We start from the raw sequence: 25,078 nt of genomic DNA, 5'->3' as shown, positions 1-25,078 counted from the left end.
GGCCAACCCTCAGGACTCGCGTTCCGGACATTTGACCCTTAACGCCTCCAGTGGTTGCATCGGGGAACTGCCGCCCGTCCCGGCAGCGCCCCCCGCCCGGAGGCCGCCCGAGTGAGACCCCGCCTCGCAGCAGCGGCGACAGCCGTGGCAGCGCTCCTCTGCGCCGCCGCGCCGGTCGGGTGCGGTACCGGACCGGGCCGCCCGGGGGACAGCCACCGGCTGGTGTACTGGGCCAGCAACCAGGGCGCCGACCTGAACGCCGACCGCCGCATCCTCCAGCCCGAGCTGGAGAAGTTCCGCCGCCGCACCGGCATCGAGGTCCATCTGGAGGTCATCCCCTGGTCGGACCTGCTCAACCGGATCCTGGCCGCGGCGGCGTCCGGCCGGGGCCCCGACGTCGTCAACATCGGCAACACCTGGTCCGCCTCGCTCCAGGCCACCGGCGCCCTGGTGCCCTTCGACCAGGCCACCCTGGACAGGGTCGGCGGCCGGTCCCACTTCCTGGCCTCCTCCATGGCCTCCACCGGGGCGCCCGGCAAACCCCCCGCCGCGGTGCCGCTCTACGGGCTGGCGTACGGCCTCTTCTACAACCGGCGCCTCCTCGCCCGGGCCGGACTCAGGCCGCCCGCCACCTGGGCCGAACTGGTCGCCGCCGGCAGACGGCTCACCGACCCGGCCGCCGGCCGCTGGGGCATGGCCGTCCAGGGGGCCAGCTACACCGAGAACTCCCACTTCGCCTTCATCTTCGGCAAACAGCACGGCGCCGCCCTCTTCCACGGCTCCACCCCGGACTTCGCCTCCCCGCAGATGGTCGCCGGCGTCCAGCAGTACGTCGACCTGGTGGGCCGCGACCGGATCGCCGACCCCTCCAGCGCCGAGTACTCCAACGACACCCCCTTCATCCGGGCCTTCGCCACCGGACGCGCCGCCATGGTGATGCTCCAGTCCTACGGCACCACCGCCATCGAGGCCGACGGGATGAAGCGCGCCGACTACGGGGTGGTCCCCATCCCGCTGCCCGACCCGCTGCCGCCCGGCGGCCGGCGGGTCACCAGCCTCGTCGGGGGCATCAACATCGCCGCCATGGCCGACTCCGGCAACCCGGACGGAGCGCTGCGCCTCATCGGCTTCATGACCGGCACCGAGGAGCAGAAGATCCTCAACCGGGCGTACGGCTCACTGCCCGTCACCCCCGCCGCCTACGACGACCCGGCCTTCCGGACACCGGTGGCGAGGACCTTCCAGCAGGTGCTCGCCACCACCTCGGCACCGCTGCCGATGATCCCCGAGGAGGCGCAGTTCGAGACCCTGGTCGGGGGCGCCGTCCAGGAGTTGCTGGCCACCGCGGCGGCCGGACGCACCGTCGACAGTTCCGCGATCCGGGCCCGGCTCGCGGCCGCGAACAGTCAGATGCAGACCGGCGTATGAGCTCCGCCTGGCGGCCGCACCGGTCCCGTGCCGTCCGGGCACTGCCATGGCTCTTCCTGCTGCCCGCACTCGCCGCGGAACTCCTGGTCCATCTGGTGCCGATGGCGGTGGGGGTGCTGATGAGCGTCTACCGGGTCACCGTGTACGAGATCCGCAACTGGACCAGCGCCCCCGGGCCCACCCTCGCCAACTATCGCCTGGCGGTGGACTTCCAGGCGCCGATCGGCGCGGCACTGCTGCGATCCTTCACCCTCACCCTCGCCTTCACCGTCCTGGTGGTGGGCCTCTCCTGGCTGACCGGCCTGGTCGCGGCCGTCCTGCTGCACCCCGCCTTCCGGGGGCGGTCGCTGCTGCGCACCGTCTTCCTGGTGCCGTACGCGCTGCCCGTCTACGCCTCGGTGATCACCTGGAGCTTCATGCTGCAGCGGGACACCGGAGCGGTGAACGCCCTGCTGGTCGACGCCCTCGGGCTGACCGGGAGCCGGCCGTTCTGGCTGATCGGCCCCAACGCCTTCTGGTCGCTGGTGGTGGTGGACCTCTGGCGCACCTGGCCCTTCGCCCTGCTCACCTTCACCGCCGGGCTGCAGACCGTCCCGGAGGAGCTCTACGAGGCCGCCGCACTGGACGGCGCCGGCCTGCTGCGGCAGCTGCGCTCGGTCACCCTGCCGGTGCTCGCCCCGGTCAACCGGGTGCTGCTGATCGTGCTCTTCCTCTGGACCTTCAACGACTTCACCACCCCCTACACCCTCTTCGGCCACTCGGCGCCGCCCTCCGCCGACCTGGTCGCGATCCACATCTACCAGGCGTCCTTCATCACCTGGAACTTCGGACTCGGCTCGGCCATGTCCGTGCTGCTGCTGGCCTTCCTGGCGGTCGCCGTGGGCCTCCCCCTGCTGGCCGGGCGGATGCTGCGCCGGGCCGGAAGGGGCACGGGCGCCGGATGAGCAACCCCCGCTGGCTGCGCCCGCTGCGCTGGGCACTCCTCGCCCTCCTCGCCGTCTTCACCCTGCTGCCCGTCTATGTGATGGCGACGTCGTCCCTCAAGCCCCTGCGGGACGTCCAGGGCCGCTTCACCTGGTGGCCCACCAGCCTCACCCTCGCCCCCTACTCCGACATGTGGCACACCGTGCCGCTCGCCCGCTACTTCGCCAACAGCGCCGTCGTCTCCTGCGCCGCCACCGCGGCCTCGGTGGTCATCGCACTGGCCGCCGCCTACGCCCTCAGCCGCTACCGCTTCCGCGGCCGGGGCACCTTCCTCGGTGTGGTGCTCTCCACCCAGATGCTGCCGGGCATCCTGTTCCTGCTGCCGCTCTTCCTGATCTACGTCAACCTCGAACGGCACCTGGGCGTCCAGCTCTACGCCACCCGCACCGGGCTGGCCCTCACCTACCTGACCTTCTCGCTGCCCTTCTCCGTCTGGCTGCTCACCGGGTACCTGGAGTCCATCCCCCGGGAGCTGGACGAGGCCGCCCGGGTCGACGGCGCCTCACCGCCTGTGGTGCTGCTGCGGATCATCGTCCCCGCGGCGGCCCCCGGGATCGCGGCGGTGGCGGTCTTCGCCTTCATGACCGCCTGGGGGGAGATCCTCTTCGCCTCCGTGCTCACCGACGAGTCCACCCGCACCCTGTCCGTGGGCCTGCAGTCCTACGCCACCCAGTCCAACGTCTACTGGAACCAGGTGATGGCCGCGTCGCTGGTCGTCAGCGCCCCCGTGGTGGCCGGCTTCCTGGCGCTCCAGCGCTACCTGGTCCGGGGCATGGCCGCGGGGGCGGTCAAGTGACCGCCGGCCGGGCCCCGGGGGAGCGGACCGCGGCGGGTCCGGGCGGCGGCAGGCGCAGGGCGGCGCTGGTGAGCAGGTACTGGGCGGCGAGATAGGTCCCCATCACCCAGAGATCCCGGCCGGGCGGTTGCGGCCAGTCGGCCAGCCCGGCGGCGATCAGACCGTCGGAGAGCAGGAAGAGGGCGCCGCCCGCACCGGCGCGCAGACCGAGCCCGGCCGAACTCGCCGCCGTGGCGGTGAGCAGCAGGCTGTAGGCCGCCACCGGGATCCGCAACCCGCCCAGACCGGGCCAGAGGCTCGCGATCAGCGCCACCCAGAGGATCCCGTACGCGGCGATCGGCACGGCGGCCCGGCGGCGGTCCGCGAAGGCCCCGTGGCGGGTGAACAGCGCCACGTAGCAGACATGGCCGGCCGCGAAGCAGCCCATGCCGGCCAGGAAGGCGGTGTCCGCCCCGGACTCCAGCAGGGTGTCGCCCGCCGCACCGAACAGCAGGGCGGTGGCGAGCAGCCGCGGGAACCGGTCTTCCGCGGTCGCCGCATGGGCCGCCAGCAGCAGCATCAGAGCGGGTTTGGAGGCGTGCGCCAGAGCCGGGACGCCGGCCGCCAGCGCCATCAGGTGGACGGTCCCGGCGGCTGCGAAGGCCAGGAGCAGCACACGGGCGGCACCGTGGTGACGGAGCGTCATACCGCGCCGCCCTCGGCCAGGGGCGCACCCAGGGAGTCCGCGCCGGAGCCCGCTCCGGCGCGGGAGCGGCCGGGCGCGCCCTCGGGCTGCCAGCCGGGGCCCCGCAGCAGATGCCCCCACCGGTCGCGCCAGCCGCGGGCCGCGGCGATGTCACGGGCGATGGCGGCGTACTCGTGGGTGGCCACCCGCAGCGGGTTGTGGGTGGTGATGTTCTTGGTCAGGCCGTAGACGGGCCGTACGGTCTCCGCCGCGAACGTGCCGAAGAGCCGGTCCCAGACGATCAGGATGCCGCCGAAGTTGCGGTCCAGATAACCGCCCTGGGAGGCGTGGTGGACCCGGTGGTGGGAAGGAGTGTTGAGAAGCAGTTCGACCGGCCGGGGCAGCCGGTCGATGCGCTCGGTGTGGATCCAGAACTGGTACACCAGACTGACCGAGGAACAGAAGGCGAGGGCCGCCGGGTGCACCCCGGCGAGGATCATCGGCACATAGAAGATCCAGGTGGTGGCGCCGGTCCAGGGCTGCCGCAGCGCGGTGGAGAGGTTGTAGCGGCGGCTGGAGTGGTGCACCACGTGGCAGGCCCACAGGATGCGGACGACATGGTGTCCGCGGTGCGACCAGTAGTAGCAGAGGTCCTGGGCCAGCAGCATCAGCGGGACCGTCCACCAGGCCAGTGGCACCCGCAGGGGGGTGAGCTCGTACAGTGCGCTGTAGATCGCGACGGTGGGGATCTTCCACAGCGCGTCGAAGAAGAGACTGCCGAGCCCCATGGAGAGACTGGTCGCCGTGTCCCTGCCCGTGTAACCCTGCTCGTCGTCGTCCGGATGGAAGCGGTAGGAGACCATCTCCAGGACGGTGAGCAGGACGAAGGCGGGGATGGACCACAGCACGACATCGGGCAGGTTCGGCATGTCGGCACACGATAGGTGGGCCGGGGCGTCGGCGGAAGAGGTGTTACCGCCGCGTAGGAGATCCAGTGGGAGGGAGCGGCAGATGGCCGGAGGCAAGGGGCGGCGGAACCCGGACGCCCGCGAGGTGTGGGCGCTGTACGAGGAGACCCGGCGGCCGGGCGCCCCGGGGCTGGCGGCGCGGGTCGCCGCGGCGCCCAGGTTGTTCCGTACCGCGCTGCGCGGCGAGTACCCCCATCTGCCGCGCGGCAGAACGCTGGTGTGCGCCGTGCTGATGCTGGCCTATCTGGTCTCCCCGCTGGACGCGGTGCCGGACTTCATCCCGGTCGTCGGCTGGATGGACGACGCGGGGGTGCTGATGTGGACGCTGCGCGCCCTGGTGCACGAGTCCGGCCGGTTCCTGGCGTGGGAGCAGGCCGGCGCCCCGGCGGCGGGGCACCGTCCCTGAGGGGGCACCCGGCGCCGGGCCGCCATCGCCTACGCTGAGCGCGATGGACGAGTACGGGCAGCCGGGGAACGTGATGCAGCTGACCGGGCCGGCGAGCGGAACCACCGCCGACGACCTGCGACGGCTTGCCCGCTGGTTCGACGCATCCACCCCCGGGCAGGCCCACGACCTCTTCGCCGCCGCCTTCGGCCTCTACGGCGCCAGACACCTCGGCACCGTACCCGGCCCCGGCGCCGCGCCGCCCGCGCACACCAGCTGGTGGCACGGCCCGGCGGCCGGGCCCGCCCCGCTGCCCGCCGCACTGCGCGTGCAGACCGCCCCTCGCGGCCGGGCGCTGCCCGCACCCGGCGTGGAGCCCCCGCCCGCCAGGGCCGTCGCAGCGCCCCGCCACGCCCGGCCGCTGCGGCCCGCCGCCGACGGCGCCGAGGACGACACCGCGAGCGGCGAGCGCCGCGCCGCGGCCCGGCTGCTGCTCGCCCATCCGCTGATCACCGCCACCGGCCCGTGGGCGGCCGGCCTGCCGCAGATCCGCCGCCACAGCGACGCGCTGGCCCAGCGGTTCGACCGCCTCCTCGGCTATCGCCTGGAGGTGGACGAGCACGCCGCCCGGCTGTTCAAGGCCGGGCTGGGCACCGGCTGCGGCCGCGGTCTGCGCGGCCGGGACGGCGCACCTTTCACCCCGGGCGCCTACACGGCGCTGGTGCTGGTGCTGGCGACGCTGCCCGACCTCCCCGGCACGCCGACCCTGCGGGAACTGCACGCCGAGGTCCGCAGCGCGGCCTCCGCCACCGGACTGCAGACCGCCGCCGAGGAGGCCCCGCTCGCCGCCGCCCTGGCCGAACTGACGTCACGTCAGGTGATCGGTGACGCCGGGGAGGGCCGGCTGCTGGTCCACCACGCCGTGGCCAGGCTGCTGCCCGCCGGCCCCCTGGCCGAGGCCGCCGACGGCGCCGACCTGGTGCGCCGCGCCGCAGACCCGGGCCCCGGTGGTGAACGGACTTATGTGCGGCGCCGGCTGGCCGAGAACCCGGTGGTGCTGCTGGACGAGCTGACCCCCCGGGAGCGGGGGTGGCTGCGCACCAGGCAGCGCCGTGAGGCCGAGACCTTCGCAGACTTCCTGGGTCTGGAGGCCGAGATCCGGGCCGAGGGCGTCGCACTGCTCGACCCGGCGGACGAGCTCTCCGACCTCGACCCCTGCCTGCCCGGCGCCGGAGTGCTGGCCCGGGCGGCGCTGCTGCTCGCCGAGCGGCTGGTGGAGCAGCTGCGCCCGGTGCCGGGCGACGCCGTCTCCAGGACGGCGGCCGGCCCGGTGATCGGGGTGCCGGTGCCGGACGCCGCGATCGACGGGGTGCTGGGCGATGTCGCCGACGAGTACGGGGGGCGTCCCGGCTGGCCGGCCGGGTATCTGGCCGACCGGGCGGCGCTGCGGCGCGACGTCCTGGATCTGCTGCACCGGATGCAGTTGATGGCTCCGGCCGGTCCGGTGCGCGCCGACGAGGCGTCCGTTGGGGTGCCCCAGGGTGCGTCCGGTGGGGCGCCCGGTGGGGGAGCGGACGAGGCCGGGGAGAGCGCGGCCGCCGATGTGCGCGGGGCGCGCGGCGAGGCCGTTACGGGATGGGTCCTGCTGGCGCCGGCGGCACGGTACGCGCCGGGCGCCCAGGCCGTACCCGCCCGCCCCGGCCGTCATGCCCGGACCACCGCCGGGCACTGACCCGCAGCCTCCGGCGCAGGCCGGCTGCGTCAGGGGATGCGGGCGCCGGGGTGCGGGGAGGCGCCCGGCTCCGGGCCCGTTCGTCCACCGCGGGCCCCGTCCGGCAGCCCGTCCCGCTGTGAGCGGGACGCCCGCCGGCTGTGCGTGTGCGGGGGCCGCGTGCTCAGCGGTCCGCGGTGGCGGCCGCCGCGGAGACCGGGTCGTGGTGCACCTGGACCACGGCTCCGGCGGAGAGCGTGCCCAGCAGCAGCGCCGCAGCGGTCGCGGTGGCGGCCAGCAGCCGGCGGTGGCGGCGGGGAAGCGGGAAGACTGTCCCGGGGAGGTGGCCGGCGGGAGCGCTCGCTGCGGATGCGACCAAGGCCGGCCGGGGGTCGCGGTTCCGGTTCTGTGCCATGGGGAAAGCCTTCCAGAGCGGTGTTAAACGGTCCTTACGCCTCCATGAAGTCCGGACGGGTTGTGGGCGTCCAAGGTCCGCCTCCTCGGTCCGCATCGCAAGGGACATATCAGGAAATCACCCGGAAGGAGGATGGCGGCAGGGGCACGAAACGTGATCGTCTTCCTTGTGTTACGACGGGCGTATTGCCACACGGTGTTCGCCCGCCCTAGCTTCTACGCACGTAGATCGACAGCGAGAGTTCGCCGACCGAACCGCCGCACGCCCGCACTGCGGGCTGCGGAGTTGAGGGGGCCTCATGTCCAGGATCGTCCGTGCCGCCCTCGTCCAGACCAAATGGACGGGCGACAAGGAGTCCATGATCGATCAGCATGAGCGGTACGCCCGCGAGGCGGCCGCCCAGGGGGCCCGGATCATGGGCTTCCAGGAGGTCTTCAACGCGCCGTACTTCTGCCAGGTGCAGGAGCCGGAGCACTACCGCTGGGCCGAGCCCGTGCCCGACGGCCCGACCGTGGTGCGGATGCAGGCACTGGCCAAGGAACTCGGCATGGTGCTGGTGGTGCCGGTGTACGAGGTGGAGCAGGCCGGCTTCTACTACAACACCGCCGCCGTGATCGACGCCGACGGCAGCTACCTCGGCAAGTACCGCAAGCACCACATCCCGCAGGTCAAGGGCTTCTGGGAGAAGTACTACTTCAAGCCCGGCAATCTGGGCTGGCCGGTCTTCGACACCGCGGTGGGCCGGGTCGGGGTGTACATCTGCTACGACCGGCACTTCCCCGAGGGGTGGCGCGCCCTCGGCCTGGCCGGTGCCGAGATCGTCTACAACCCCTCCGCCACCAGCCGCTCGCTCTCCGCCTACCTGTGGCAGCTGGAGCAGCCCGCCGCGGCCGTCGCCAACGAGTACTTCATCGCGGCGATCAACCGGGTCGGCGTCGAGGAGTACGGCGACAACGACTTCTACGGCACCTCCTACTTCGTGGACCCGCGCGGCCAGTTCGTCGGCGAGGTCGCCTCCGACAAGGCCGAGGAACTGGTCGTCCGCGACCTCGACCTCGACCTGATCCAGGAGGTGCGCCAGGGCTGGGCGTTCTACCGGGACCGCCGCCCCGACGCCTACGGACCGCTCACCGAGGCCTGACGGAAAGGGACACCAGAGCCGTATGAACGACACCGGTCCGCACGCGGCGCTGCACGCCCGGCACCGCGCCGTCACGCCCGCCTGGCTCGCCACCTACTACCGGCAGCCCATCGAGATCACCCACGGCGAGGGCCGCCATGTCTGGGACGCCGAGGGCCGCCGCTACCTGGACTTCTTCGGCGGCATCCTCACCACCATGACCGCCCATGCGCTGCCCGAGGTCGCCAAGGCGGTCGCGGAGCAGGCCGGCCGGATCCTGCACACCTCCACCCTCTACCTCTCCACGCCCATGGTGGAGCTGGCCGAGCAGATCGCCGGGCTCTCCGGCATCCCGGACGCCAAGGTCTTCTTCACCACCTCCGGCACCGAGGCCAATGACGCCGCGCTGCTGCTGGCGACCACGTACCGCCGCTCCAACCAGGTACTGGCGCTGCGCAACAGCTACCACGGCCGCTCCTTCAGCACCGTGGGCATCACCGGGAACACCTCCTGGTCGCCGACCAGCCTCTCCCCGCTGCAGACCCTCTACGTCCACGGCGGGGTGCGCACCAGGGGTCCCTTCGCGCACCTCTCCGACAGCGAGTTCACCGCCGCCTGCGTCGAGGACCTGGAGGACGTCCTCGGACAGGCCGAGGGCACCGTGGCAGCGCTGATCGCCGAGCCGATCCAGGGCGTCGGCGGCTTCACCTCCGGGCCGGACAGCCTCCTCGCCGCCTTCAAACGGGTGCTGGACCGGCGCGGGATCCTGTGGATCACCGACGAGGTGCAGACCGGCTGGGGCCGCACCGGCGACCACTTCTGGGGCTGGCAGGCGCATGCCGACGCCGGGCCACCGGACATCCTCACCTTCGCCAAGGGGGTGGGCAACGGCCTCTCCATGGGCGGTGTCGTCGCCCGCGCCGAGGTGATGGACTGCCTGGGCGCCAACTCCATCTCCACCTTCGGCGGCAGCCCCGTCACCACCGCCGGGGCGCTGGCCAACCTGCGGCATCTGCTGGAGAACGACCTGCAGGCCAACGCCCGTACCACCGGGGCACTGCTGCTGGGCCGGCTGCGGGAGGCCGCCGGGCGGCTGCCGGTCGTCGGGGAGGTCCGCGGCCGGGGGCTGATGATCGGCGTCGAACTGGTCGGAGCCGACGGCAGCCCCTCGCCCGCCGCCGCCACCGCGGCGCTGGAGCACGCACGGGAGCTGGGCCTGCTGATCGGCAAGGGGGGCCGCCAGGGCAATGTGCTGCGGATCGCCCCACCGCTCTCCCTGAGCACCGCCGAGGCCGAGGAGGGCGTGGACCTCCTCGTCCGGGCACTTGAGCTGGCCGGTGACACCGCCGGGAAGGAGCAGGCTTCGTGAGCCGCACCGTCATCCGCGGCGGCCTGGTCATCACCGCCGCCGAAGAGGTCCGGGCCGATGTGCTGATCGAGGGCGAGCAGGTGGTCGCCCTCGCCACCACCGGCAGTACGGTGGCCGACGGCTGGACCGCCGAGACCGTCATCGACGCCACCGGGCACTACGTCATCCCGGGCGGGGTGGACGCCCACACCCACATGGAGATGCCGTTCGGCGGCACCACCGCCGCCGACACCTTCGAGACCGGCACCCGCGCCGCCGCCTGGGGCGGCACCACCACCATCGTGGACTTCGCCATCCAGTCGGTCGGCTCCTCGCTGCGGGCGGGGCTGGACGCCTGGCACGCCAAGGCCGAGGGCAACTGCGCCGTCGACTACGGCTTCCACATGATCCTCTCCGATGTGACCGAGAGCAGCCTCAAGGAGATGGACGCCCTGGTGGGGGAGGGGGTGACCTCCTTCAAGATGTTCATGGCCTACCCCGGGGTCTTCTACAGCGACGACGGACGCATCCTGCGGGCCATGCAGCGCGGCGCCGCCAACGGCGGTCTGATCATGATGCACGCGGAGAACGGCATCGCCATCGACGTCCTGGTGGAGCAGGCCCTGGCCGCCGGGCGGACCGACCCCCGCTACCACGGGGAGGTCCGCCGCGAGCTGCTGGAGGCGGAGGCCACCCATCGCGCGATCAAGCTCGCCCAGGTGGCGGGCGCACCGCTGTACGTGGTCCATGTCTCCGCGGCCTCCGCCGTCGCCGAGCTGGCCACCGCACGCCGGCAGGGCCTCCCGGTCTTCGGCGAGACCTGCCCCCAGTACCTCTTCCTCTCCACCGACAACCTGGCCGAGCCCGGCTTCGAGGGCGCCAAGTACGTCTGCTCCACCCCGCTGCGGCCCAGGGAACACCAGGCCGAGCTGTGGAAGGGGCTGCGCACCGGCGACCTCCAGGTGGTCTCCACCGACCACTGCCCCTTCTGCTTCTCGGGGCAGAAGGAGCTGGGTCTGGGCGACTTCTCCAGGATCCCCAACGGGCTGCCCGGTGTGGAGAACCGGATGGACCTGCTCCACCAGGCGGTCCTGGACGGGCACATCACCCGCCGCCGCTGGATCGACATCGCCTGCGCCACCCCCGCCAGGATGTTCGGGCTGCACCCCCGCAAGGGCACCATCGCCCCCGGCGCCGACGCCGACATCGTGGTGTACGACCCCGCGGCGACCCAGACCCTCTCGGCCGCCACCCACCACATGAACGTCGACTACTCCGCCTACGAGGGGAAGCAGATCACCGGACGGGCCCGCACCGTGCTCTCCCGCGGCACCGTCGTGGTCGACGCCGGAACGTGGCTCGGCCGGGCCGGTCACGGCCGCTACCAGCCCCGCGCCACCTGCCAGTACCTCGGCTGACCCGGCGTCCCGCCGGACGCACCGCACCGCACCGTCCGCCCGGACGGCCGGCCCCGCATCCCGCGGGCCCCGGAGGTCCGGGCGGCGGCTCCGCACACCCCCAGGAGGACCCCGTGGACATCGGCCTCGTACTCCAGACCGACCCGCCCGCCCAGCTGCTGGTCGAGCGGATGAAACGCGCCGAGCGGGCGGGCTTCACCCACGGCTGGACCTTCGACTCCTGTGTGCTGTGGCAGGAACCCTTCGTCATCTACAGCCGCATCCTCGCCGAGACCGAGCGGCTCACCGTCGGCCCCATGGTCACCAACCCGGCCACCCGCACCTGGGAGGTCACCGCCTCCCTCTTCGCCACCCTCACCGACATGTACGGCAACCGGCTGGTCTGCGGCATCGGCCGGGGCGACTCCGCCATGCGGGTGGCCGGCCGCAGCCCCGCCACCCTGGACCGCCTCAGCCGGGCCATGCACGCCATCAAGGAGCTGGCGGAGGGCCGTGAGACGGAGATCGACGGCACCGCCATGCGGCTGCCCTGGGTCAGGCCCGGAGCCCGGCTGCCGATCTGGATGGGCGCCTACGGGCCCAGGGCGCTCGCCCTCACCGGCCGTCAGGCCGACGGCTTCATCCTGCAGCTCGCCGACCCCTACCTCACCGAGTGGATGGTCAAGGCGGTACGCAGCGCCGCCGCCGAAGCCGGCCGCGACCCCGACGCCGTCACCATCTGTGTGGCGGCCCCCGCCTATGTCACCGCCGACGACTCCCCGGCCGCCCTGGCGCATGCCCGCGAGCAGTGCCGCTGGTTCGGCGGCATGGTCGGCAACCATGTCGCCGACCTGGTCTCCCGCTACGGGGAGCACTCCTCGATGGTCCCCGAGGCGCTCACCGACTACATCAAGGAGCGCCACGGGTACGACTACAGCCACCACGGCCGCGCAGGGAACCCCGACACCGCCTTCGTCCCCGACCAGATCGTGGACCGCTTCTGCCTGGTCGGTCCGGCCGAGGCGCAGATCGCCCGACTGGAGCAGCTGCGCTCACTGGGCGTCGACCAGTTCGCGGTCTATGCGATGCACGACGCCGTGGAGCAGACCATTGACGCCTACGGCTCATCCGTGATCCCCGCGGTGTCCGCAGCCACCACCGCCTGACGTACCGGCGCCACCCGTCCCGACCCTTCGCTCCTCATCCGCATCCCTCTCGCCCCTCCTCCCTCCCGGCGGGTCACGTCCTCGGGTCCTGCCGTCCCTTCCCGCGCCCTGGCCCGCGTCCTGGCCGTGGGGTCGGACGCCCGTACGGCCGTACGTCCCGTCCTCCCGGCCGGGGCGCGGCCGCGGACCGGCCGGCCACGGGGGGCCGGGCGGTGCTCTCCACGTTCGGCCCGGGGCCGGCTTGCGGGCTCCCGGGGGTGTCACGTCCCCACACGAGACTCTGCGATCCGAGGTGGCCCCTGATGTCCTCCAGCCCACAGGCCCTGACCGATCCGTCCGGACTCCAGCAGGTCCACCCCGACGGCCGGGTGTCCCTGGCCGACACCGCGGTCCTGGACAACCCGCGCTTCGCCAACGGCGACCTGGCGCCGGTGCCGCTCGAGCGCCGGACCTGGGGAACCTACAACTACCTCGCCCTGTGGGTGGGGATGGCCCACTGCATCCCGTCCTGGACGCTGGCGTCCGGACTGGTGGCGCTCGGCATGGACTGGAAGCAGGCGGTCCTCACCATCGCCCTGGCCAATGTGATCGTGCTGCTGCCGATGCTGCTCACCGGGCACGCGGGCACCAGGTACGGCATCCCCTTCCCGGTCTTCGCCCGCGCCTCCTTCGGGCTGCGGGGAGCCAACCTGCCCGCCCTGGTCCGTGCGGCGGTGGCCTGCTGCTGGTTCGGCATCCAGACCTGGATCGGCGGGGAGGGCATCTATCTGCTCGCCGGCAAGGTGCTGGGCCACGACTGGCTGACGGCCAGTCATGTGCTGGGCACGCCCTGGACGCAGTGGCTCTCGTTCCTGGTCTTCTGGCTGATCGAGATCGCGGTGATCACCCGGGGCATGGAGACCCTCCGCCGGGTCGAGAACTGGGCGGCGCCGCTGGTCATCGTGGGCGCACTGGCGCTGCTGGGCTTCATGGCCGCCAAGGCGGGCGGCTTCGGCCCGCTGCTGGACCAGCCGTCCGCGCTGGGCTGGGGCGCCTCCTTCTGGAAGGTCTTCTTCCCCTCCCTGATGGGCATGATCGGCTTCTGGTCGACCCTCTCCCTCAACATCCCGGACTTCACCCGGTTCGGCGGCAGCCAGCGTGCTCAGATCCGGGGCCAGGCGCTGGGCCTGCCCACCACGATGACCCTCTTCGCGGTGCTGTCGGTGCTGGTGACCTCCGGCTCCCAGGCCGTCTACGGGGAGCCGATCTGGGACCCGATCGCGCTCAGCGCCAGAATGAGCAATGTCGTGGGCGCGCTCTTCGCGCTCCTCATCGTGATGGTGGCCACCCTGTCCGTGAACATCGCGGCCAACGTGGTGTCACCCGCCTACGACCTGTCCAACCTGCTCCCACGCTTCGTCAACTTCCGTACCGGGGCGCTGGTCACCGGGGTGATCGGCATCGTCATCATGCCGTGGAAGCTGATCGCCAACCCCCATGTCTACATCTTCACCTGGCTGGGGGTGGTGGGCGGCCTGCTGGGCACCGTGGCGGGCATCCTGATCGCGGACTACTGGCTGATCCGCCGCACCCGGCTGCACCTGGCCGAGCTGTACCGCACCGACGGCCGCTACTGGTACACCGGAGGCTGGAACCTCCGGGCCGTCCTCGCCTTCGCGGTCGGTGGAGTGCTCGCCGTCGGCGGCTCCTACTCGACCGTCGTCAAGGGCGTGAAGCAGGGCCCGTTCCCCGTGGACGGCATCATCCCCTTCCTCAAGCCCCTGGCCGACTACGGCTGGGCAGTCGGCCTGGCCTCCGCCTTCGTGCTGTACGCCGTGCTCAACCTCGGTAATTCACAAAGCGACTGACGTCCCGTCGCATCGGTGCCATGACCGCCCTGCCCGGCCGGCGGGGCGGTCATGGCACGGCCGGGCCGGAGGCGAGGCGGCAACCGTACGCGGCCCGGCCCGGCACCCTCCGCCGGGCAGCGGCCGGACCGCGGGGCCGGGGCGGACGCACCCGCCGTGCGGCGGGGTGCCGGGTGGCCGGGACGGGCGCGCTCAGGGGCGGGGCCAGATCCGCCCGTCCAGGCGCTCGATGTCGGTGTTGAACCGCTTGAGGAAGGCGGCGAACCCGGCCACCTCCTCCGGCGTCCAGTCGGCCAGGACCTTGTCCAGCCCGGCGACCAGCTCGTTGCGCGCGTCCTCCAGCCGCCGGGTGCCCTCCTCGGTGACCCGGAACTTGCGGGCGATACCACCCTCCTCGTCCGGAATGCGCTCCAGCAGCCCGGCGCGCATCATCGCCGCGGTCTGCCGGTTGAGGGTGGAGGCGTCCAGGCCGAAGGCCTCGCTCAGCTGCCCGATGGACATGGGGCGGCCCTCCATGCGGAGGCGGCTCAGCAGGATGTAGGCGCTCCGGTCCAGCTCGGCGCTGGTGCGCTTGCTGCGGGCGCTCATATGGACGTGTCGGCCCAGCAGCATCGTCTCGTACTCGATCAACTTGGTGGGCTTGTCCATGCGAGCTCTGCTCCGATCCGTCGTTCCTGCGGGTCAGTATGCCCGCGGGCATATACGTGCATGGTGCATCCACTGTGCGTACGGCACAAAGGACGCCCGGCGTGCCGCGCCGGAGGATCCGTGCGGCCGCCGTGCTCGCCGGTCGGTGCGCACCCGGCCGTGACCTGGCAGGGTGGCACCGTCCCACCCGCAGACCGCGGCGCCGACGGAACGGAAGGACCACCGTGAGCCCTGCCCGCCCGATGCATCTGCTGCTCGCCCCCGACAAGTTCAAGGGCTCGCTCACCGCCGTGGAGGTGGCCCGGCACCTCACCGCCGGGCTGCGGCGGGTCGAGCCGGGCCTGCCGGTGACCGAGCTGCCGGTCGCCGACGGCGGCGACGGCACCGTGGACGCCGCGGTGGCGGCCGGCTTCGAACGCCGGGAGGCGCTGGTGGCCGGGCCGCTCGGCGACCCGGTGCGGGCGGCCTTCGCGGTGCGCGGTGACACGGCGGTGGTCGAGATGGCCGAGGCGTCGGGGCTGCGCCGCCTGCCGGGAGGCCGCCTGCAGCCGCTGGCGGCGGACACCCGCGGAACCGGGGAGCTGATCCGCGCGGCACTGGACGCCGGAGCCCGCACGGTGGTGCTCGGCGTCGGCGGAAGCGCCTCCACCGACGGCGGGGCCGGCATGCTCGCGGCGCTCGGCGTCCGCCTCCTCGACGCTGCCGGCGCTCCGCTGCCGCCCGGCGGCGGCGCACTCACCGCCCTCGAAAGGGTCGACGTCCGCGGCCTCGACCGGCGTCTGGCCGACGGGAGCACCGAGCTGGTGCTCGCCTCCGATGTGGACAACCCGCTGCTCGGCGAGAAAGGCGCGGCGGCGGTGTACGGGCCCCAGAAGGGCGCCGGTCCGGCGGATGTGGCGCTCCTGGACGCGGGCCTGGCCCGACTGGCGGCCTGCCTGGGGCGTGCGGCCGCCGAGCAGTCGGGCGCGGGGGCGGCGGGAGGCGTGGGCTATGGAGCGCTGACGGTCCTCGGCGCGGTGCGCCGCCCCGGCATCCAGGTGCTCCTGGAGGTGCTGGGCTTCGAGCGCGCCCTGCAGCGGGCGACCCTGGTGGTGACCGGGGAGGGCTCACTGGACGCCCAGACCCTGCACGGCAAGGCCCCCGCCGGGGTCGCCGAGGCGGCCCGCCGCCATGATCTGCCGGTGGTCGCCGTCTGCGGCCGCTTCGATCTGACTCCGCAGCAGCTCGCGGACGCGGGGCTGCTGCGGGCCTACGCCCTTACGGCGCTGGAGCCCGACCCGGCGCGCTGCATGGCGGAGGCCGGCCCGCTGCTGGAGCGCGTCGGTGAGGCCCTGGCGAGGGATCTGCTGACGGGCTGAGGCCGGGGCGGCCGACTCCACGGGGCACCGGACCGCTCCCCCGGGCCGGCTTCCGGGCCCGGGCCGGTCGAGCCGGCATCGGGCGGGCCCGCGGTGGACGGGCGCTCCCTACTGGAGGCCGTAGCGGCGGGTGGCCTCCTCCTCCTGGGCGAGGCGGCGCAGGTTCAACAGCACCGGTTCGTAGAGCAGGGTGCCCGCGACAGCCATCTCCACCTGTTCCACCAGCGTCGGACTGCGTTCCATGATGTCCAGGTCGTGCTGGGCGATCCGCTCGATGTGGCGCGCGTACGGGGCGAGGTCGCCGGCCTCGACGGGGTAGCCGAGCCGGGTGAGCGCGGCGACGGTGGCGACCAGGTCACGATAGACGGGGGAGAGGGCGCCCAGCTCGCGGCAGTGCTCCCAGCCGAGTCGGTTCAGCAGCCGGTCGACCTCGCGGCGGGCGGTGACGGTGGCCGGGTCGTCCTCGGTGTCCTGCACATCGGGTGCTCCGGCGGAGACGGCCTCGGCGGCGTCGGCGTCGTTCTGGTGGGGCAGCGCCCACAGCGCCGCACCGAGGCGGATGGTGCGGCCCAGGGACTCGTCGTCGACATGGGCGAGCACCTCGCGCACGGTGGCCAACGGCACCTTGCCCAGCTGGACCAGTGCCCGTACCAGCCGTAGCCGCCGCAGGTGGGAGTCGTCGTACTCGGCCTGGGTCGCGGTGATCCGGCGGCCGGGGGGCACGAGCCCCTCGCGGAGGTAGTACTTGATCGTGGCGATGGGGACGCCGCTCTTCTCGCTGAGATCCGCCAGACGCATCCTCTTGTGGGCCTTCCTTGGGGAGTGTCACTATCCAAGTGTGGGGCGAGCGCTGTCATCCAACCAGCCACAGGGGGAACCACAATGTTCAGCAGTCCGAATCCCGGGCGCACCACCGCAGCCGCCGAGGGCGATCTGGTGGTCTTCCACATCGGGATGCGCATCAACCACTTCTGGGCCCTGCACCGCTGGCTGCCGGTCTTCGTCGCCATGCCGCGGATGCTGAGGGAACTGTCACGCGACAAGGAGAGCGGGCTGCTGGGGTACCAGCTGCTGACCGGATCGCCGCGCACCTACCACGTGGTCCAGTACTGGAGGAGCAAGGAGCAGCTGCTGGAGTACGCGGCCGCACCGGACAGGCTGCACCGCCCCGCGTGGACGAAGCTCAACCGCCTCCAGCGCAAGTCCCGGGGGCATGTGGGGATCTGGCACGAGACCTATCTGGTCCCGGACGGCAACTATGAGTCGATCTACGGTGACATGCCGCCCTACGGCCTGGCCGCGGCCACCGGAGTGCTGCCGGTCGAGCGGCGCGGTGCGACAGCCCGGGACCGGCTCGCCCGCCGGACGCCCTGAGGGCCAGGGGCCCAGAACCCCGGCGGTGGCGGGGCTCCGGGGTTGTGCGATCCAGGTCGCGCTCCGGCGTGCAGGAGTTTGCGCCCGCAAGTCCCGCCCCGCCTGCGCCGCTTCACAGCTCACAGCATGTCAGGATCGGTTGCGCACCGTGCCGGAGCGGTGCTAGCAATTGTTGACAGTCGGCAATTGCTGTACGGGCCATCGCCATAGGACCGCCTTCCATGCAGCTCACCTTTCTCGGAACCACCTCCTCCGACGGCAACTGCCCCACCCTGTACGTCACCGACCGCGGCACCCTGGTGGTCCAGGGCTACCGGATCACCGACCCCGGGGCGGTCGCCCAGCTGCAGGACCTGCTCCCGGGCGAGACAGCAGTGGAGATCCCCAGCGAGCTGTTGCACTTCGCGCCGGCCGGTGAGGCGGACGGCAGGCCGGAGCCCTAGCCTCCCGGCCGGGGGCGGCGGCCGGACGTCAGGAGCATGGCCGTGTCGGACTTCCAGCGAGAACGCGAGGCGCTCGGCGGCTGGCTGCACCAGCTGCGCCGGGACGCCGGCCTCAACGGCAAGCAACTGGCCGCGGCCCTGGGCTGGGCCCCCTCCAAGGTCTCCCGGATCGAGCACGGCAGGCAGACACCGAGCGAGAGCGACATCGCGGCCTGGGCGGCGGCGGTCGGCGTCCCCCAGGCAGCCGCCGACCTCGCCGCCCGGCTGCATGCGCTGGACAGCCACTATGTCTCCTGGCGCCGCTCACTGCGGGCGGGCCATGCGCCCCGGCAGCGGGTCGCCATGGAACTGGACGGCGGCACCCGGCTGCTGCGGGCCTTCGAACCGGGCCTGGTGCCGGGCCTGCTGCAGACCGCCGAGTACGCACGGCATGTCTTCGCCCGGCTCACCGCGCTGCGCGGCACCCCCGACGACGGGGGTGCCGCGGTGCGTGCCCGGCTGGAGCGGCAGCGGGTGCTGTACGAACCGGGCAGGGAGTTCCACTTCGTGCTGACCACCGCGGCGCTGCGCGCCCGGATCTGCCCACCGGAGGTCCACCGGGGGCAGCTGGACCGGCTGCTGGCGATCGGCTCCCTCGGCACACTGCGGCTCGGGGTCATCCCGGACGGTGCGCCGCTGGCCCTGATGCCGCTGCACGCCTTCTGGATCTTCGATGACCGGCTGGTGCAGGTCGAGACCTGGAGCGCCGAACTCAATCTCACCGATCCCGGTGAAGTGGCGCTGTACGAGCAGGTGTTCGCGCGCCACGCCGAGGCGGCCGCGTACGGTACGGCGGCGCGCCGGATCCTGACCGGGGTGATGGCCGAACTGTCCTCCGGGCCCGCACTGCCACAGCAGTCGGCAAGTTCGCCGGGAAGAAACGAATCTGATGCTCCATCGGGGGCGCAAGATTCGCAATAATGCGCAATCTTCCCCACGGTTGCGGTGAGCCACACCTAGGCTCGGGCCATGGCCGGACGGACACCGGGAGTGGACATCGCAGTCGGCTGGCTGCTGCGTGCGGAGCCCGCGCCGGGTACGGCGCTCGCCGGATGGGACGGCAACCCGGACGGCGCCGCCGAGCTCGCCGCCGGCCTGGTCTGGGATGTGGTGCACGCACCGACGGCGCTGGCCCTGGAGGCGCTCGACATGCTGCGCTACGGCGGAGCCGTCGGCCCGGCCCTGGTGTGCGTCCCCGAGTCCGTGGTGAGTGTGCTGGTGCCGGTCGGTACCGCGGAGCGCTGGCCCGGCCTGGGCCTCCAGGCGACCGGGGTACGGGCGACCGGCCTGGGCGGGGCCCTGCGGGTGCCGCTGCCGAGCCAGACCTACGGTCCGTTGCACTGGCTGATCCCCCCGGACGGCAGTGGTCTGCTGACCGACCCCCGCAGGCTGCACTCGGCGCTGCGCAAGGCCTGGGTGACCACGGTGCGGGCGTTCGGCTGAGCCCGGCCCCGCGCCGTGTGACCGTGGAGTGGTGGTCGTGCGGCTTCCGGGCGGGTCGACTGCGAGGGGGCGGCGCTTGCCCGTCCGGGCGGTCGCGGCGTACTTCGCTGCCGGAGGCGTCCCGGGATGCGTCTCGCCGGGGCGACGGACGGGTCGCCCTGTCGCCGGGCCCGGGGGATCCCGGCCGGGGAAGGTCCGCCGGGCGACCAGTTCTGGCTGCTCACCTCGCGGGTGGACGACGGCTCCTTCTACCCGGAGTACGACGGCTACCGGATCACCTGGAACAACGACCAGGCCAACCCGGTGCGCAGCACGGCGAAGCTGCTCAGCGACCACGCCCGGGCGATGGCGGCCGGTACCGGCAGCTGACCCCCGACCCGACGCCCGACCGGTCCGGGCCGGGGACTGCGCTGTCCCGCCGTCGCCCGCCCCGGGCCGGCCCCGCCGGTGCGGCGGGCCCCGGCTATGCGGCGTGGTACGGGGTGAGCAGCAGCCGGATCACGTCCTCCAGCCGCCGCCGGGCGTCCCGCAGCGTGGTGCGGCCGGTGACCCAGGCGGTGAGCTCCCCCTGCCAGACGTTGCCGACGATGTGCTGGACCACGTCCCGCACCGACGGCGGGACGTCCGGCATCACCGCGAGGAGCGCCTCCCGGTCGGCCCGTGCCATGGTGTGCAGGGCCTCACTGGCGAAGGGGTCGGTGGAGGCGGCCACCGACACCAGCAGGTGGGCCAGCTGCGGCTGCCGCTGGTAGGCGCGCATGCCGCGGTTCGCGAAGCGGACCACCCGGTCGACCGCGGCCGCGGGGGCGCGAGGCCCGCGCAGTTCGGCCACGATGTCCGCGAGCAGCAGCCGGTGCCAGTCGGCGATGGCGGCGGCGAGCAGGTGGTCCCGCGAGGAGAAGTAGCGGTAGGTGGTTCCGAGGGCCACTCCGGAGCGCTCGCTGACCTGCTTCATCTGCAGGCGCTCCACGCCGGTCTCGGCCACCAGGGAGAGGGCTGCCGCGATGAGGTTCCGACGTCGCTCCAACTGGCGGGGGGACATCGCCTCGACCGGTCGCGGCGACAGGTCAACCTTGGACACAGGGCTCATGATACGGAACTCGGTGGGGCAGCAGTATGGCGCCTGAGCAGGTCGTTTGGCCGGAACTGCAAACCGGGTGGCCCCGGGGGACGGAACGTGCCCCCGGGGCCACCCCGCGGTCTCAGCCCAGCCCGCGGCTGTCCTGCTTGAGGGCGGTGTCCACGGTGAGCGCCGAGGCCACGACCATGCTCAGCAGGGGGTCGGGCAGCAGCCGGTGGATCTGCACCACATAGTTGTCGGCGGTGGTGAACATCGTCCGGGCGAGACCCTCGAAGGTCTTGGTGATCCGGGCGACCTCGGTGCCGGTGTGGTCGGTGATGGCGAAGTTCCAGGCCCGCCAGTTCTCCGCCTTGATGGCGCCGATCTGCTGGTCGCCCACCATCAGCCCGAAGTTGATCTTCCCGATGGCGTTCTGCTGGACGATCTCGCCGAGCTGGACGCCGTCCGGCCGGGCCACGATCACCCGGGACTTGACCAGCTTCGCGGGCCGGGTCAGCAGCATCACCGGGCGGCCGGCGGCGTCGCGCACCTCCAGCCGGTGGGTGAGGAACTGGTCCCAGCTGGTCATGAAGCGGACGACCTTGCGGGCCGTGCTCTGGCCGATCTCGGCCACCGAGCCGATCGGGGTGCCGTTCTGGTCGAAGACCGAGTACTCGGCAGCCAGCTCGATCAGCTTGGTCTTCTGGTTCACCACCAGCACCGGCTCGGTGAACAGGGTGCCGCCGCCCCCGGCGACCGGCCCCACGCCGGCCTTCTGCTGCACCTGCTGCCGGATGCGATCGGCGTTGTGGGGGCTCTCGATCGGGATCTCCCACGCGGAGGAGCTGCTCTGCACGGCGGGAGCCTGCTGCTGCGGCGGGACGGTACCGCCACCGGTGCCGGCGTGCGTGTGCTCGGTCCAGCGGGAGCCGTCCCACCAGCGCAGCGCGGCAACGCCGTGGGGGTCCGGATACCAGCCAGGAGGAGTGGTTGCGGTCGTCACGCCCTGGAGCGTATCCCGAAGACCCGACAGCGGGGAACGCACCTCAGGCGGCCGGGGCCCCGGGTGCGTCCCCCGTGCGGGCGCCGTCACGCGAGGTGCACGGAGCCCCCGCTCACCGTGATGTTCTGCGGCGCCAGGGCGGACGGGGCGGGGCCGCCGGCCACCGATCCGTCGGCCACATGGAACTTGCTGCCGTGACAGGGGCAGTTGATGGTTCCCCCGGAGACCGAGCTCACCGGGCAGCCGGCATGGGTGCAGATCGCCGAGAAGGCCTTGAACTGGCCCTGCTGCGGCTGGGTGACCACGTACTTCTTGTCGACCACCACCCCGCCGCCCACCGGCACCTCCGAGGTCTTCACCAGCGCCTGGCCCGCCGCGGCGGCGTCACCGCTGCCGCCCCCGCCCGCGGCCGGGGAGGACGCCGGGTCGCCGCCCGGTGCGTCGCCGGCGGGCACCGAGACGGTCTGGGAGCCTCCGTTGCTGGAGCAGCCGGCTGCCAGCGCCGCCGCCAGACCGACACCGGCCAGCACCGCGGCGCGGCGCGGCAGGCCGTTCTGCGGCTGCGCCTGGGCGCAGCCGCAGGGGTGCTCGGGCCCCTGGGGGGCTCCGGTGGCGTCGGCGGTGTTCTGCATCAGGGACATCAGCTACTCCGTGGGGAACTGAAGGCCGCCGGCCGGATCCGCCGGCGGGCTCGGACGTCTGAACTCCCGCCGGGCCGGAGCCCGGGTGCGCACACCAGGCGGTCCATCGCTCGCGCTCCTTCCGGCAGGCCTGGACACGGCCCGGCGACCGGGGCGTCCGCAGTGTCTACAGGGTTCTATACGGAGCCGGGCCCGCCGGTGTTCAACACCCGGAACGGAAATCTCAGCCCTCGGCCGGGGCGCGGCGCTCCCGTACCAGCGCCTCCTGGACGGCGGAGGCCACCAGGGAGCCCGCGGTGTCGTAGAACTCGCCGATGGCCAGCCCGCGGCCGTCGGCGGAGGAGGGGCTGCGCTGGGCGAACAGCAGCCACTCGTCGGCACGGAAGGGCCGGTGGAACCACATCGCATGGTCCAGCGAGGCCAGCGTCAGCCGGGGCGGCTCCTGGCGCCGGAAGCGCGGCGGCTGGAGGTGCATCGCAGTGGTGGAGGCCAGCGTCAGGTCGGAGAGGTAGGTGAGCGCGCAGACGTGCAGCAGCGGGTCGTCCGCGGGCAGCGGTGTCGCGGACCGCAGCCAGACGAACTGCTGCGGCATACCGGGCTGCTCCGGCGGCAGGCCGGGGGAGTCGGCCGGGACGAAGCGCATCTGCAGCGTCCGCGCCGCGGCCGACCGCGCATACCCGTCGGGGTCCGCCTCGGCCCAGGCGAGATAGGGGTCGGGCAGTTCCTCGGGGGGTGTCACGGTGGGCGCGGTGCGCTGGCGCTCGGCGCCGGTCTCGGGCTCCTTGAAGGAGGCGGAGAGGGTGAAGATGGCCTCCCCGCGCTGCACTGCGGTGACCCGCCGGGTGGTGTAGGAACGGCCGTCGCGTACGCGCTCCACCTCGTAGACGATGGGCCGCCGGGGGTCGCCGGGCCGGATGAAGTACCCGTGCAGCGAGTGCACCGCCCGGTCCGCCCCGACCGTCCGCCCTGCCGAGGTGAGGGCCTGCGCCGCGACCTGGCCGCCGAACGCCCGCAGCGGGGCCCCGGCGTGGCAGCTGCCACGGAACAGGTTCTTGTCTATCTCGTCGAGGCGCAGCAGCTCCGGGAACGAACCCCCGGCAGTTCCGGTCTCCGCCGACTCGTCGGTCACGCCTGTCACGTCTGTCACGGCGACATGGTCGCAGAACATGCCGCAGGTCCGATGTGACCTGTGTTACCCGCAGGTAGGCAAAGGGGGCCGTACGGCGGACTGCAACCTGTTCTCGTCCTGGGCGCGTCCGGCACGGTTGCTAGGCTGCCCCCCATGGGTCTCCACGAACTCTCCCCGCCGGTCCGCTAGGCGGGCCGCCCCGGGACGCTCCGCGTCCCCTCCCCGGTGTGATCGGCACTGCCGTATCGCAGCCGGGCTGATGGCTGCTGCCCGCCGCCCCCGACACACAGGCAGGCACCCATCACCTTTCGGAGACCATCACCATGGCGCACACGCGCACCACCCTGCCCGTCGGGCGGGGCCTCCTCTACGCCACCGTCGCCGCCGCCGCGTGGGGCACCGCCGGGGCCGCGGCCACCGCGCTGCACCACATCAGCGGCCTCGGCCCCCTGGCCGTCTCGTTCTGGCGGTTCGCCCTCGGTGCCCTCCTGCTGCTGGCCGCCCGGCCGCTGCTGGGTCTCGGCCGCTGGACGGCCCGCCGGGTGCTGCGGCCCCGGCAGCTCCTGGTCGGACTGTGCATGGCGGTCTTCCAGACCGCCTATCTGGCCGCCGTCGACCAGGCGGGACTGGCCGTCGGCACCGCGGTCACCATGGGCACGGTGCCGGTGTTCACCGCCGTCGGCGCCCGGCTGGTGCTGGGCGAACGGCTGGGCCGGGCGGGCTCCGGCACCGTCGCCCTGGCCGTCGCCGGGCTGCTGCTGCTCGCCCTCGGCTCGGCCGGCGGGACCGGCACCGGCGGCTCCCCACTGCTCGGCTTCGTCTGCGCACTGGTCTCCGCGGCCGGCTGCGCCTTCGTCAATCTGCTGGGCCAGCACGGGCGCGGCAGCGGTGCCGAGCCGTACGACGCGGCGCTGGCCGGCTTCGTGGTCGGGGCGGTGCTGCTGCTCCCGGCCTGCCGGGGCGGCGACCTGCTGCCCGGCGGCGGCCATCTGGAGCGGTCGCTGCTGCTGCTCGGGTATCTGGGCGCGGTGCCCTCGGCGCTGGCGTACGGGCTCTTCTTCGCCGCCGCCACGGTGGTCCGGGCGACCACGGTGTCGGTGCTGATGATGCTGGAACCGCTGGCGGCGCTGCTGCTGGCGGTGTCCGCCTTCGGGGAGCGGCTGACCCCGGCCGCGGCGGCCGGCACCGCGCTGTTGCTGGCCGGGGTCGTGGTGCTGGCCAGGGCGGAGCGGACCGGGCCGGTGAGCGCCCCGCAGTGACCGCGGCCGCCTGGTCGGCGACCGGCTGGGCGGGAAGCCGGGCCGTGAAGTGTCCGGACGGTGACCGTTTATGATGAGTTCACGACATTTCCGCCACTGCGCCGGCTGACCGACTGTAATGTGTGGCCCCCCGGGCCGCCGGGAGTCCCCGACTTCCGGCAGCCCGGGCGGGCCCCGGCAGGGCCGCCGCCGGGCACCCGCTCCCCACCACACCTCATCCCTGCGAGGTCCAGGCTCCGGTGACCGACCTTCCCCCCGTTCCCGCCGATCCGGCGAGCCTCTCCGACCAGGCACTGGCCAAGGCGATACGCCGCAACGGACCGGACGACGATCCGGCCCGGTCCGCCGAGGAGCTTCTCACCCGGCACTGGGAGGCGGTGTTCCGCTACGCCGCGGAGTGCACCACGACCCAGGCCGCCGCAGGACGGCTGGCGGCGGCCTGGGTCGTGGTG

Annotated in this window: 26 protein-coding genes and 1 pseudogene; 18 read left to right on the top strand and 9 right to left on the bottom strand. The window is 73.1% G+C overall.

What is annotated here, in order from left to right:
- Positions 1-144: 144 nt before the first annotated feature.
- The 3 genes from AOK09_RS01320 to AOK09_RS01310 are packed head-to-tail and all read left to right on the top strand — an operon-like array spanning position 145 to position 3,208.
- Positions 145-1,428, top strand: coding sequence for an ABC transporter substrate-binding protein (locus tag AOK09_RS01320; RefSeq protein WP_245687061.1), 1,284 nt, complete (start codon positions 145-147; stop codon positions 1,426-1,428).
- Positions 1,425-2,372, top strand: coding sequence for a carbohydrate ABC transporter permease (locus AOK09_RS01315; protein ID WP_063795801.1), 948 nt, complete (start codon positions 1,425-1,427; stop codon positions 2,370-2,372). Before AOK09_RS01320 ends, AOK09_RS01315 begins: the two co-directional genes overlap by 4 nt.
- Positions 2,369-3,208, top strand: coding sequence for a carbohydrate ABC transporter permease (locus tag AOK09_RS01310; protein ID WP_055585211.1), 840 nt, complete (start codon positions 2,369-2,371; stop codon positions 3,206-3,208). The genes AOK09_RS01315 and AOK09_RS01310 overlap by 4 nt, the downstream gene beginning before the upstream one ends.
- Here AOK09_RS01310 and AOK09_RS01305 read toward each other — a convergent pair.
- Together AOK09_RS01305 and AOK09_RS01300 are read right to left on the bottom strand one after the other, a co-directional pair.
- Complete coding sequence (locus AOK09_RS01305) at positions 3,201-3,893, bottom strand: lysoplasmalogenase (protein ID WP_055585210.1); 693 nt, start codon at positions 3,891-3,893, stop codon at positions 3,201-3,203. The genes AOK09_RS01310 and AOK09_RS01305 overlap by 8 nt on opposite strands.
- Positions 3,890-4,801 (bottom strand): sterol desaturase family protein, encoded by a 912-nt coding sequence (locus tag AOK09_RS01300; RefSeq protein WP_055585209.1) that lies wholly within the window; start codon positions 4,799-4,801, stop codon positions 3,890-3,892. Before AOK09_RS01300 ends, AOK09_RS01305 begins: the two co-directional genes overlap by 4 nt.
- Before the next feature lie 82 nt (positions 4,802-4,883).
- On the opposite strand from AOK09_RS01300, the gene AOK09_RS01295 reads away from it, so the two are divergent.
- Entirely contained in the window at positions 4,884-5,246 is a 363-nt protein-coding gene (locus AOK09_RS01295; RefSeq protein WP_055585208.1) for a YkvA family protein, read from the top strand.
- Between the two features lie 43 nt (positions 5,247-5,289).
- The gene (locus AOK09_RS01290; protein ID WP_055585207.1) at positions 5,290-6,957 is read left to right on the top strand and encodes a DUF2398 family protein; all 1,668 of its coding nucleotides are present in this window, start codon (positions 5,290-5,292) and stop codon (positions 6,955-6,957) included.
- A gap of 163 nt (positions 6,958-7,120) precedes the next feature.
- Here the strand turns inward: AOK09_RS01290 and AOK09_RS01285 are convergent, their stop codons facing one another.
- Entirely contained in the window at positions 7,121-7,351 is a 231-nt protein-coding gene (locus AOK09_RS01285; RefSeq protein ID WP_055585206.1) for a hypothetical protein, read from the bottom strand.
- 298 nt (positions 7,352-7,649) lie between these two features.
- Here AOK09_RS01285 and AOK09_RS01280 point away from each other — a divergent pair, with 298 nt between their 5' ends.
- The 5 genes from AOK09_RS01280 to AOK09_RS01260 all read left to right on the top strand — a co-directional run bounded on the left by AOK09_RS01280 (position 7,650) and on the right by AOK09_RS01260 (position 14,229).
- Positions 7,650-8,492 (top strand): nitrilase-related carbon-nitrogen hydrolase, encoded by an 843-nt coding sequence (locus AOK09_RS01280; protein ID WP_055585205.1) that lies wholly within the window; start codon positions 7,650-7,652, stop codon positions 8,490-8,492.
- Positions 8,493-8,514: 22 nt separating this feature from the next.
- Positions 8,515-9,840: an aspartate aminotransferase family protein gene (locus tag AOK09_RS01275; protein ID WP_055585204.1), complete on the top strand. Its 1,326-nt coding sequence runs from the start codon at positions 8,515-8,517 to the stop codon at positions 9,838-9,840.
- Complete coding sequence (gene hydA, locus AOK09_RS01270) at positions 9,837-11,237, top strand: dihydropyrimidinase (RefSeq protein ID WP_055585203.1); 1,401 nt, start codon at positions 9,837-9,839, stop codon at positions 11,235-11,237. The genes AOK09_RS01275 and hydA overlap by 4 nt, the downstream gene beginning before the upstream one ends.
- 113 nt (positions 11,238-11,350) lie before the next feature.
- Positions 11,351-12,382, top strand: coding sequence for a TIGR03842 family LLM class F420-dependent oxidoreductase (locus AOK09_RS01265; RefSeq protein WP_055585202.1), 1,032 nt, complete (start codon positions 11,351-11,353; stop codon positions 12,380-12,382).
- Between the two features lie 302 nt (positions 12,383-12,684).
- On the top strand, positions 12,685-14,229 hold the full coding sequence (locus AOK09_RS01260; RefSeq protein ID WP_055585201.1) for an NCS1 family nucleobase:cation symporter-1: 1,545 nt from the start codon (positions 12,685-12,687) through the stop codon (positions 14,227-14,229).
- Between the two features lie 192 nt (positions 14,230-14,421).
- Here AOK09_RS01260 and AOK09_RS01255 read toward each other — a convergent pair whose 3' ends face one another.
- On the bottom strand, positions 14,422-14,877 hold the full coding sequence (locus AOK09_RS01255; protein WP_055585200.1) for a MarR family winged helix-turn-helix transcriptional regulator: 456 nt from the start codon (positions 14,875-14,877) through the stop codon (positions 14,422-14,424).
- A 242-nt stretch (positions 14,878-15,119) separates the two neighbouring features.
- Here AOK09_RS01255 and AOK09_RS01250 point away from each other — a divergent pair, with 242 nt between their 5' ends.
- Positions 15,120-16,235 carry a glycerate kinase gene (locus tag AOK09_RS01250; RefSeq protein ID WP_169796979.1) on the top strand — a complete coding sequence of 372 codons (1,116 nt, stop codon included), beginning with the start codon at positions 15,120-15,122 and terminating at the stop codon, positions 16,233-16,235.
- Between the two features lie 108 nt (positions 16,236-16,343).
- On the opposite strand, the gene AOK09_RS01245 is transcribed toward AOK09_RS01250, so the two are convergent.
- Positions 16,344-17,033 (bottom strand): MerR family transcriptional regulator, encoded by a 690-nt coding sequence (locus tag AOK09_RS01245; protein ID WP_055585199.1) that lies wholly within the window; start codon positions 17,031-17,033, stop codon positions 16,344-16,346.
- Between the two features lie 84 nt (positions 17,034-17,117).
- Here AOK09_RS01245 and AOK09_RS01240 point away from each other — a divergent pair, with 84 nt between their 5' ends.
- The 5 genes from AOK09_RS01240 (at position 17,118) to AOK09_RS01220 (ending at position 19,903) form a co-directional block, all read left to right on the top strand.
- Positions 17,118-17,609, top strand: a complete 492-nt coding sequence (locus AOK09_RS01240; RefSeq protein WP_055585198.1) for a DUF4188 domain-containing protein — start codon at positions 17,118-17,120, stop codon at positions 17,607-17,609.
- Positions 17,610-17,830: 221 nt separating this feature from the next.
- Complete coding sequence (locus AOK09_RS01235) at positions 17,831-18,052, top strand: hypothetical protein (protein WP_055585197.1); 222 nt, start codon at positions 17,831-17,833, stop codon at positions 18,050-18,052.
- A 42-nt stretch (positions 18,053-18,094) separates the two neighbouring features.
- Positions 18,095-19,012, top strand: coding sequence for a helix-turn-helix domain-containing protein (locus AOK09_RS01230; protein WP_245687060.1), 918 nt, complete (start codon positions 18,095-18,097; stop codon positions 19,010-19,012).
- 48 nt (positions 19,013-19,060) lie between these two features.
- Positions 19,061-19,534, top strand: coding sequence for a hypothetical protein (locus AOK09_RS01225; protein ID WP_063795799.1), 474 nt, complete (start codon positions 19,061-19,063; stop codon positions 19,532-19,534).
- A gap of 126 nt (positions 19,535-19,660) precedes the next feature.
- Positions 19,661-19,903 (top strand): hypothetical protein, encoded by a 243-nt coding sequence (locus AOK09_RS01220; protein ID WP_055585195.1) that lies wholly within the window; start codon positions 19,661-19,663, stop codon positions 19,901-19,903.
- A gap of 94 nt (positions 19,904-19,997) precedes the next feature.
- On the opposite strand, the gene AOK09_RS01215 is transcribed toward AOK09_RS01220, so the two are convergent.
- From AOK09_RS01215 to AOK09_RS01200, 4 genes are all read right to left on the bottom strand, one after another.
- The gene (locus tag AOK09_RS01215; protein WP_055585194.1) at positions 19,998-20,615 is read right to left on the bottom strand and encodes a TetR/AcrR family transcriptional regulator; all 618 of its coding nucleotides are present in this window, start codon (positions 20,613-20,615) and stop codon (positions 19,998-20,000) included.
- Between the two features lie 121 nt (positions 20,616-20,736).
- On the bottom strand, positions 20,737-21,597 hold the full coding sequence (locus AOK09_RS01210) for a phospholipid scramblase-related protein (RefSeq protein WP_055585193.1): 861 nt from the start codon (positions 21,595-21,597) through the stop codon (positions 20,737-20,739).
- Between the two features lie 86 nt (positions 21,598-21,683).
- Positions 21,684-22,238, bottom strand: a complete 555-nt coding sequence (locus tag AOK09_RS01205; RefSeq protein ID WP_169796978.1) for a Rieske (2Fe-2S) protein — start codon at positions 22,236-22,238, stop codon at positions 21,684-21,686.
- Between the two features lie 223 nt (positions 22,239-22,461).
- The gene (locus AOK09_RS01200; RefSeq protein WP_322973142.1) at positions 22,462-23,385 is read right to left on the bottom strand and encodes an acyl-CoA thioesterase; all 924 of its coding nucleotides are present in this window, start codon (positions 23,383-23,385) and stop codon (positions 22,462-22,464) included.
- Between the two features lie 305 nt (positions 23,386-23,690).
- Between AOK09_RS01200 and AOK09_RS01195 the strand changes: the two genes are divergently transcribed.
- Both AOK09_RS01195 and AOK09_RS01190 read left to right on the top strand, forming a co-directional pair.
- Complete coding sequence (locus AOK09_RS01195) at positions 23,691-24,626, top strand: DMT family transporter (RefSeq protein WP_055585192.1); 936 nt, start codon at positions 23,691-23,693, stop codon at positions 24,624-24,626.
- 239 nt (positions 24,627-24,865) lie between these two features.
- Positions 24,866-25,078, top strand: a pseudogene (locus tag AOK09_RS01190) (hydrolase); the annotation flags it as partial.

The organism is Peterkaempfera griseoplana (assembly GCF_001418575.1).
Lineage (GTDB): Bacteria > Actinomycetota > Actinomycetes > Streptomycetales > Streptomycetaceae > Peterkaempfera > Peterkaempfera griseoplana.
This window is presented reverse-complemented; position numbering and strand designations above follow the sequence as displayed.

Bases quoted from the DNA above. Each gene is read 5' to 3' on its own strand.
- AOK09_RS01285 (WP_055585206.1), bottom strand. From the start codon at position 7,351: ATGGCACAGAACCGGAACCGCGACCCCCGGCCGGCCTTGGTCGCATCC.
- AOK09_RS01235 (WP_055585197.1), top strand. From the start codon at position 17,831: ATGCAGCTCACCTTTCTCGGAACCACCTCCTCCGACGGCAACTGCCCC.
- AOK09_RS01240 (WP_055585198.1), top strand. From the start codon at position 17,118: ATGTTCAGCAGTCCGAATCCCGGGCGCACCACCGCAGCCGCCGAGGGC.
- AOK09_RS01195 (WP_055585192.1), top strand. From the start codon at position 23,691: ATGGCGCACACGCGCACCACCCTGCCCGTCGGGCGGGGCCTCCTCTAC.
- AOK09_RS01275 (WP_055585204.1), top strand. From the start codon at position 8,515: ATGAACGACACCGGTCCGCACGCGGCGCTGCACGCCCGGCACCGCGCC.
- AOK09_RS01255 (WP_055585200.1), bottom strand. From the start codon at position 14,877: ATGGACAAGCCCACCAAGTTGATCGAGTACGAGACGATGCTGCTGGGC.
- AOK09_RS01205 (WP_169796978.1), bottom strand. From the start codon at position 22,238: ATGTCCCTGATGCAGAACACCGCCGACGCCACCGGAGCCCCCCAGGGG.
- AOK09_RS01315 (WP_063795801.1), top strand. From the start codon at position 1,425: ATGAGCTCCGCCTGGCGGCCGCACCGGTCCCGTGCCGTCCGGGCACTG.
- AOK09_RS01260 (WP_055585201.1), top strand. From the start codon at position 12,685: ATGTCCTCCAGCCCACAGGCCCTGACCGATCCGTCCGGACTCCAGCAG.
- AOK09_RS01250 (WP_169796979.1), top strand. From the start codon at position 15,120: ATGCATCTGCTGCTCGCCCCCGACAAGTTCAAGGGCTCGCTCACCGCC.
- AOK09_RS01305 (WP_055585210.1), bottom strand. From the start codon at position 3,893: ATGACGCTCCGTCACCACGGTGCCGCCCGTGTGCTGCTCCTGGCCTTC.
- AOK09_RS01290 (WP_055585207.1), top strand. From the start codon at position 5,290: ATGGACGAGTACGGGCAGCCGGGGAACGTGATGCAGCTGACCGGGCCG.
- AOK09_RS01280 (WP_055585205.1), top strand. From the start codon at position 7,650: ATGTCCAGGATCGTCCGTGCCGCCCTCGTCCAGACCAAATGGACGGGC.
- AOK09_RS01225 (WP_063795799.1), top strand. From the start codon at position 19,061: ATGGCCGGACGGACACCGGGAGTGGACATCGCAGTCGGCTGGCTGCTG.
- AOK09_RS01310 (WP_055585211.1), top strand. From the start codon at position 2,369: ATGAGCAACCCCCGCTGGCTGCGCCCGCTGCGCTGGGCACTCCTCGCC.
- AOK09_RS01300 (WP_055585209.1), bottom strand. From the start codon at position 4,801: ATGCCGAACCTGCCCGATGTCGTGCTGTGGTCCATCCCCGCCTTCGTC.
- AOK09_RS01295 (WP_055585208.1), top strand. From the start codon at position 4,884: ATGGCCGGAGGCAAGGGGCGGCGGAACCCGGACGCCCGCGAGGTGTGG.
- AOK09_RS01245 (WP_055585199.1), bottom strand. From the start codon at position 17,033: ATGCGTCTGGCGGATCTCAGCGAGAAGAGCGGCGTCCCCATCGCCACG.
- AOK09_RS01220 (WP_055585195.1), top strand. From the start codon at position 19,661: ATGCGTCTCGCCGGGGCGACGGACGGGTCGCCCTGTCGCCGGGCCCGG.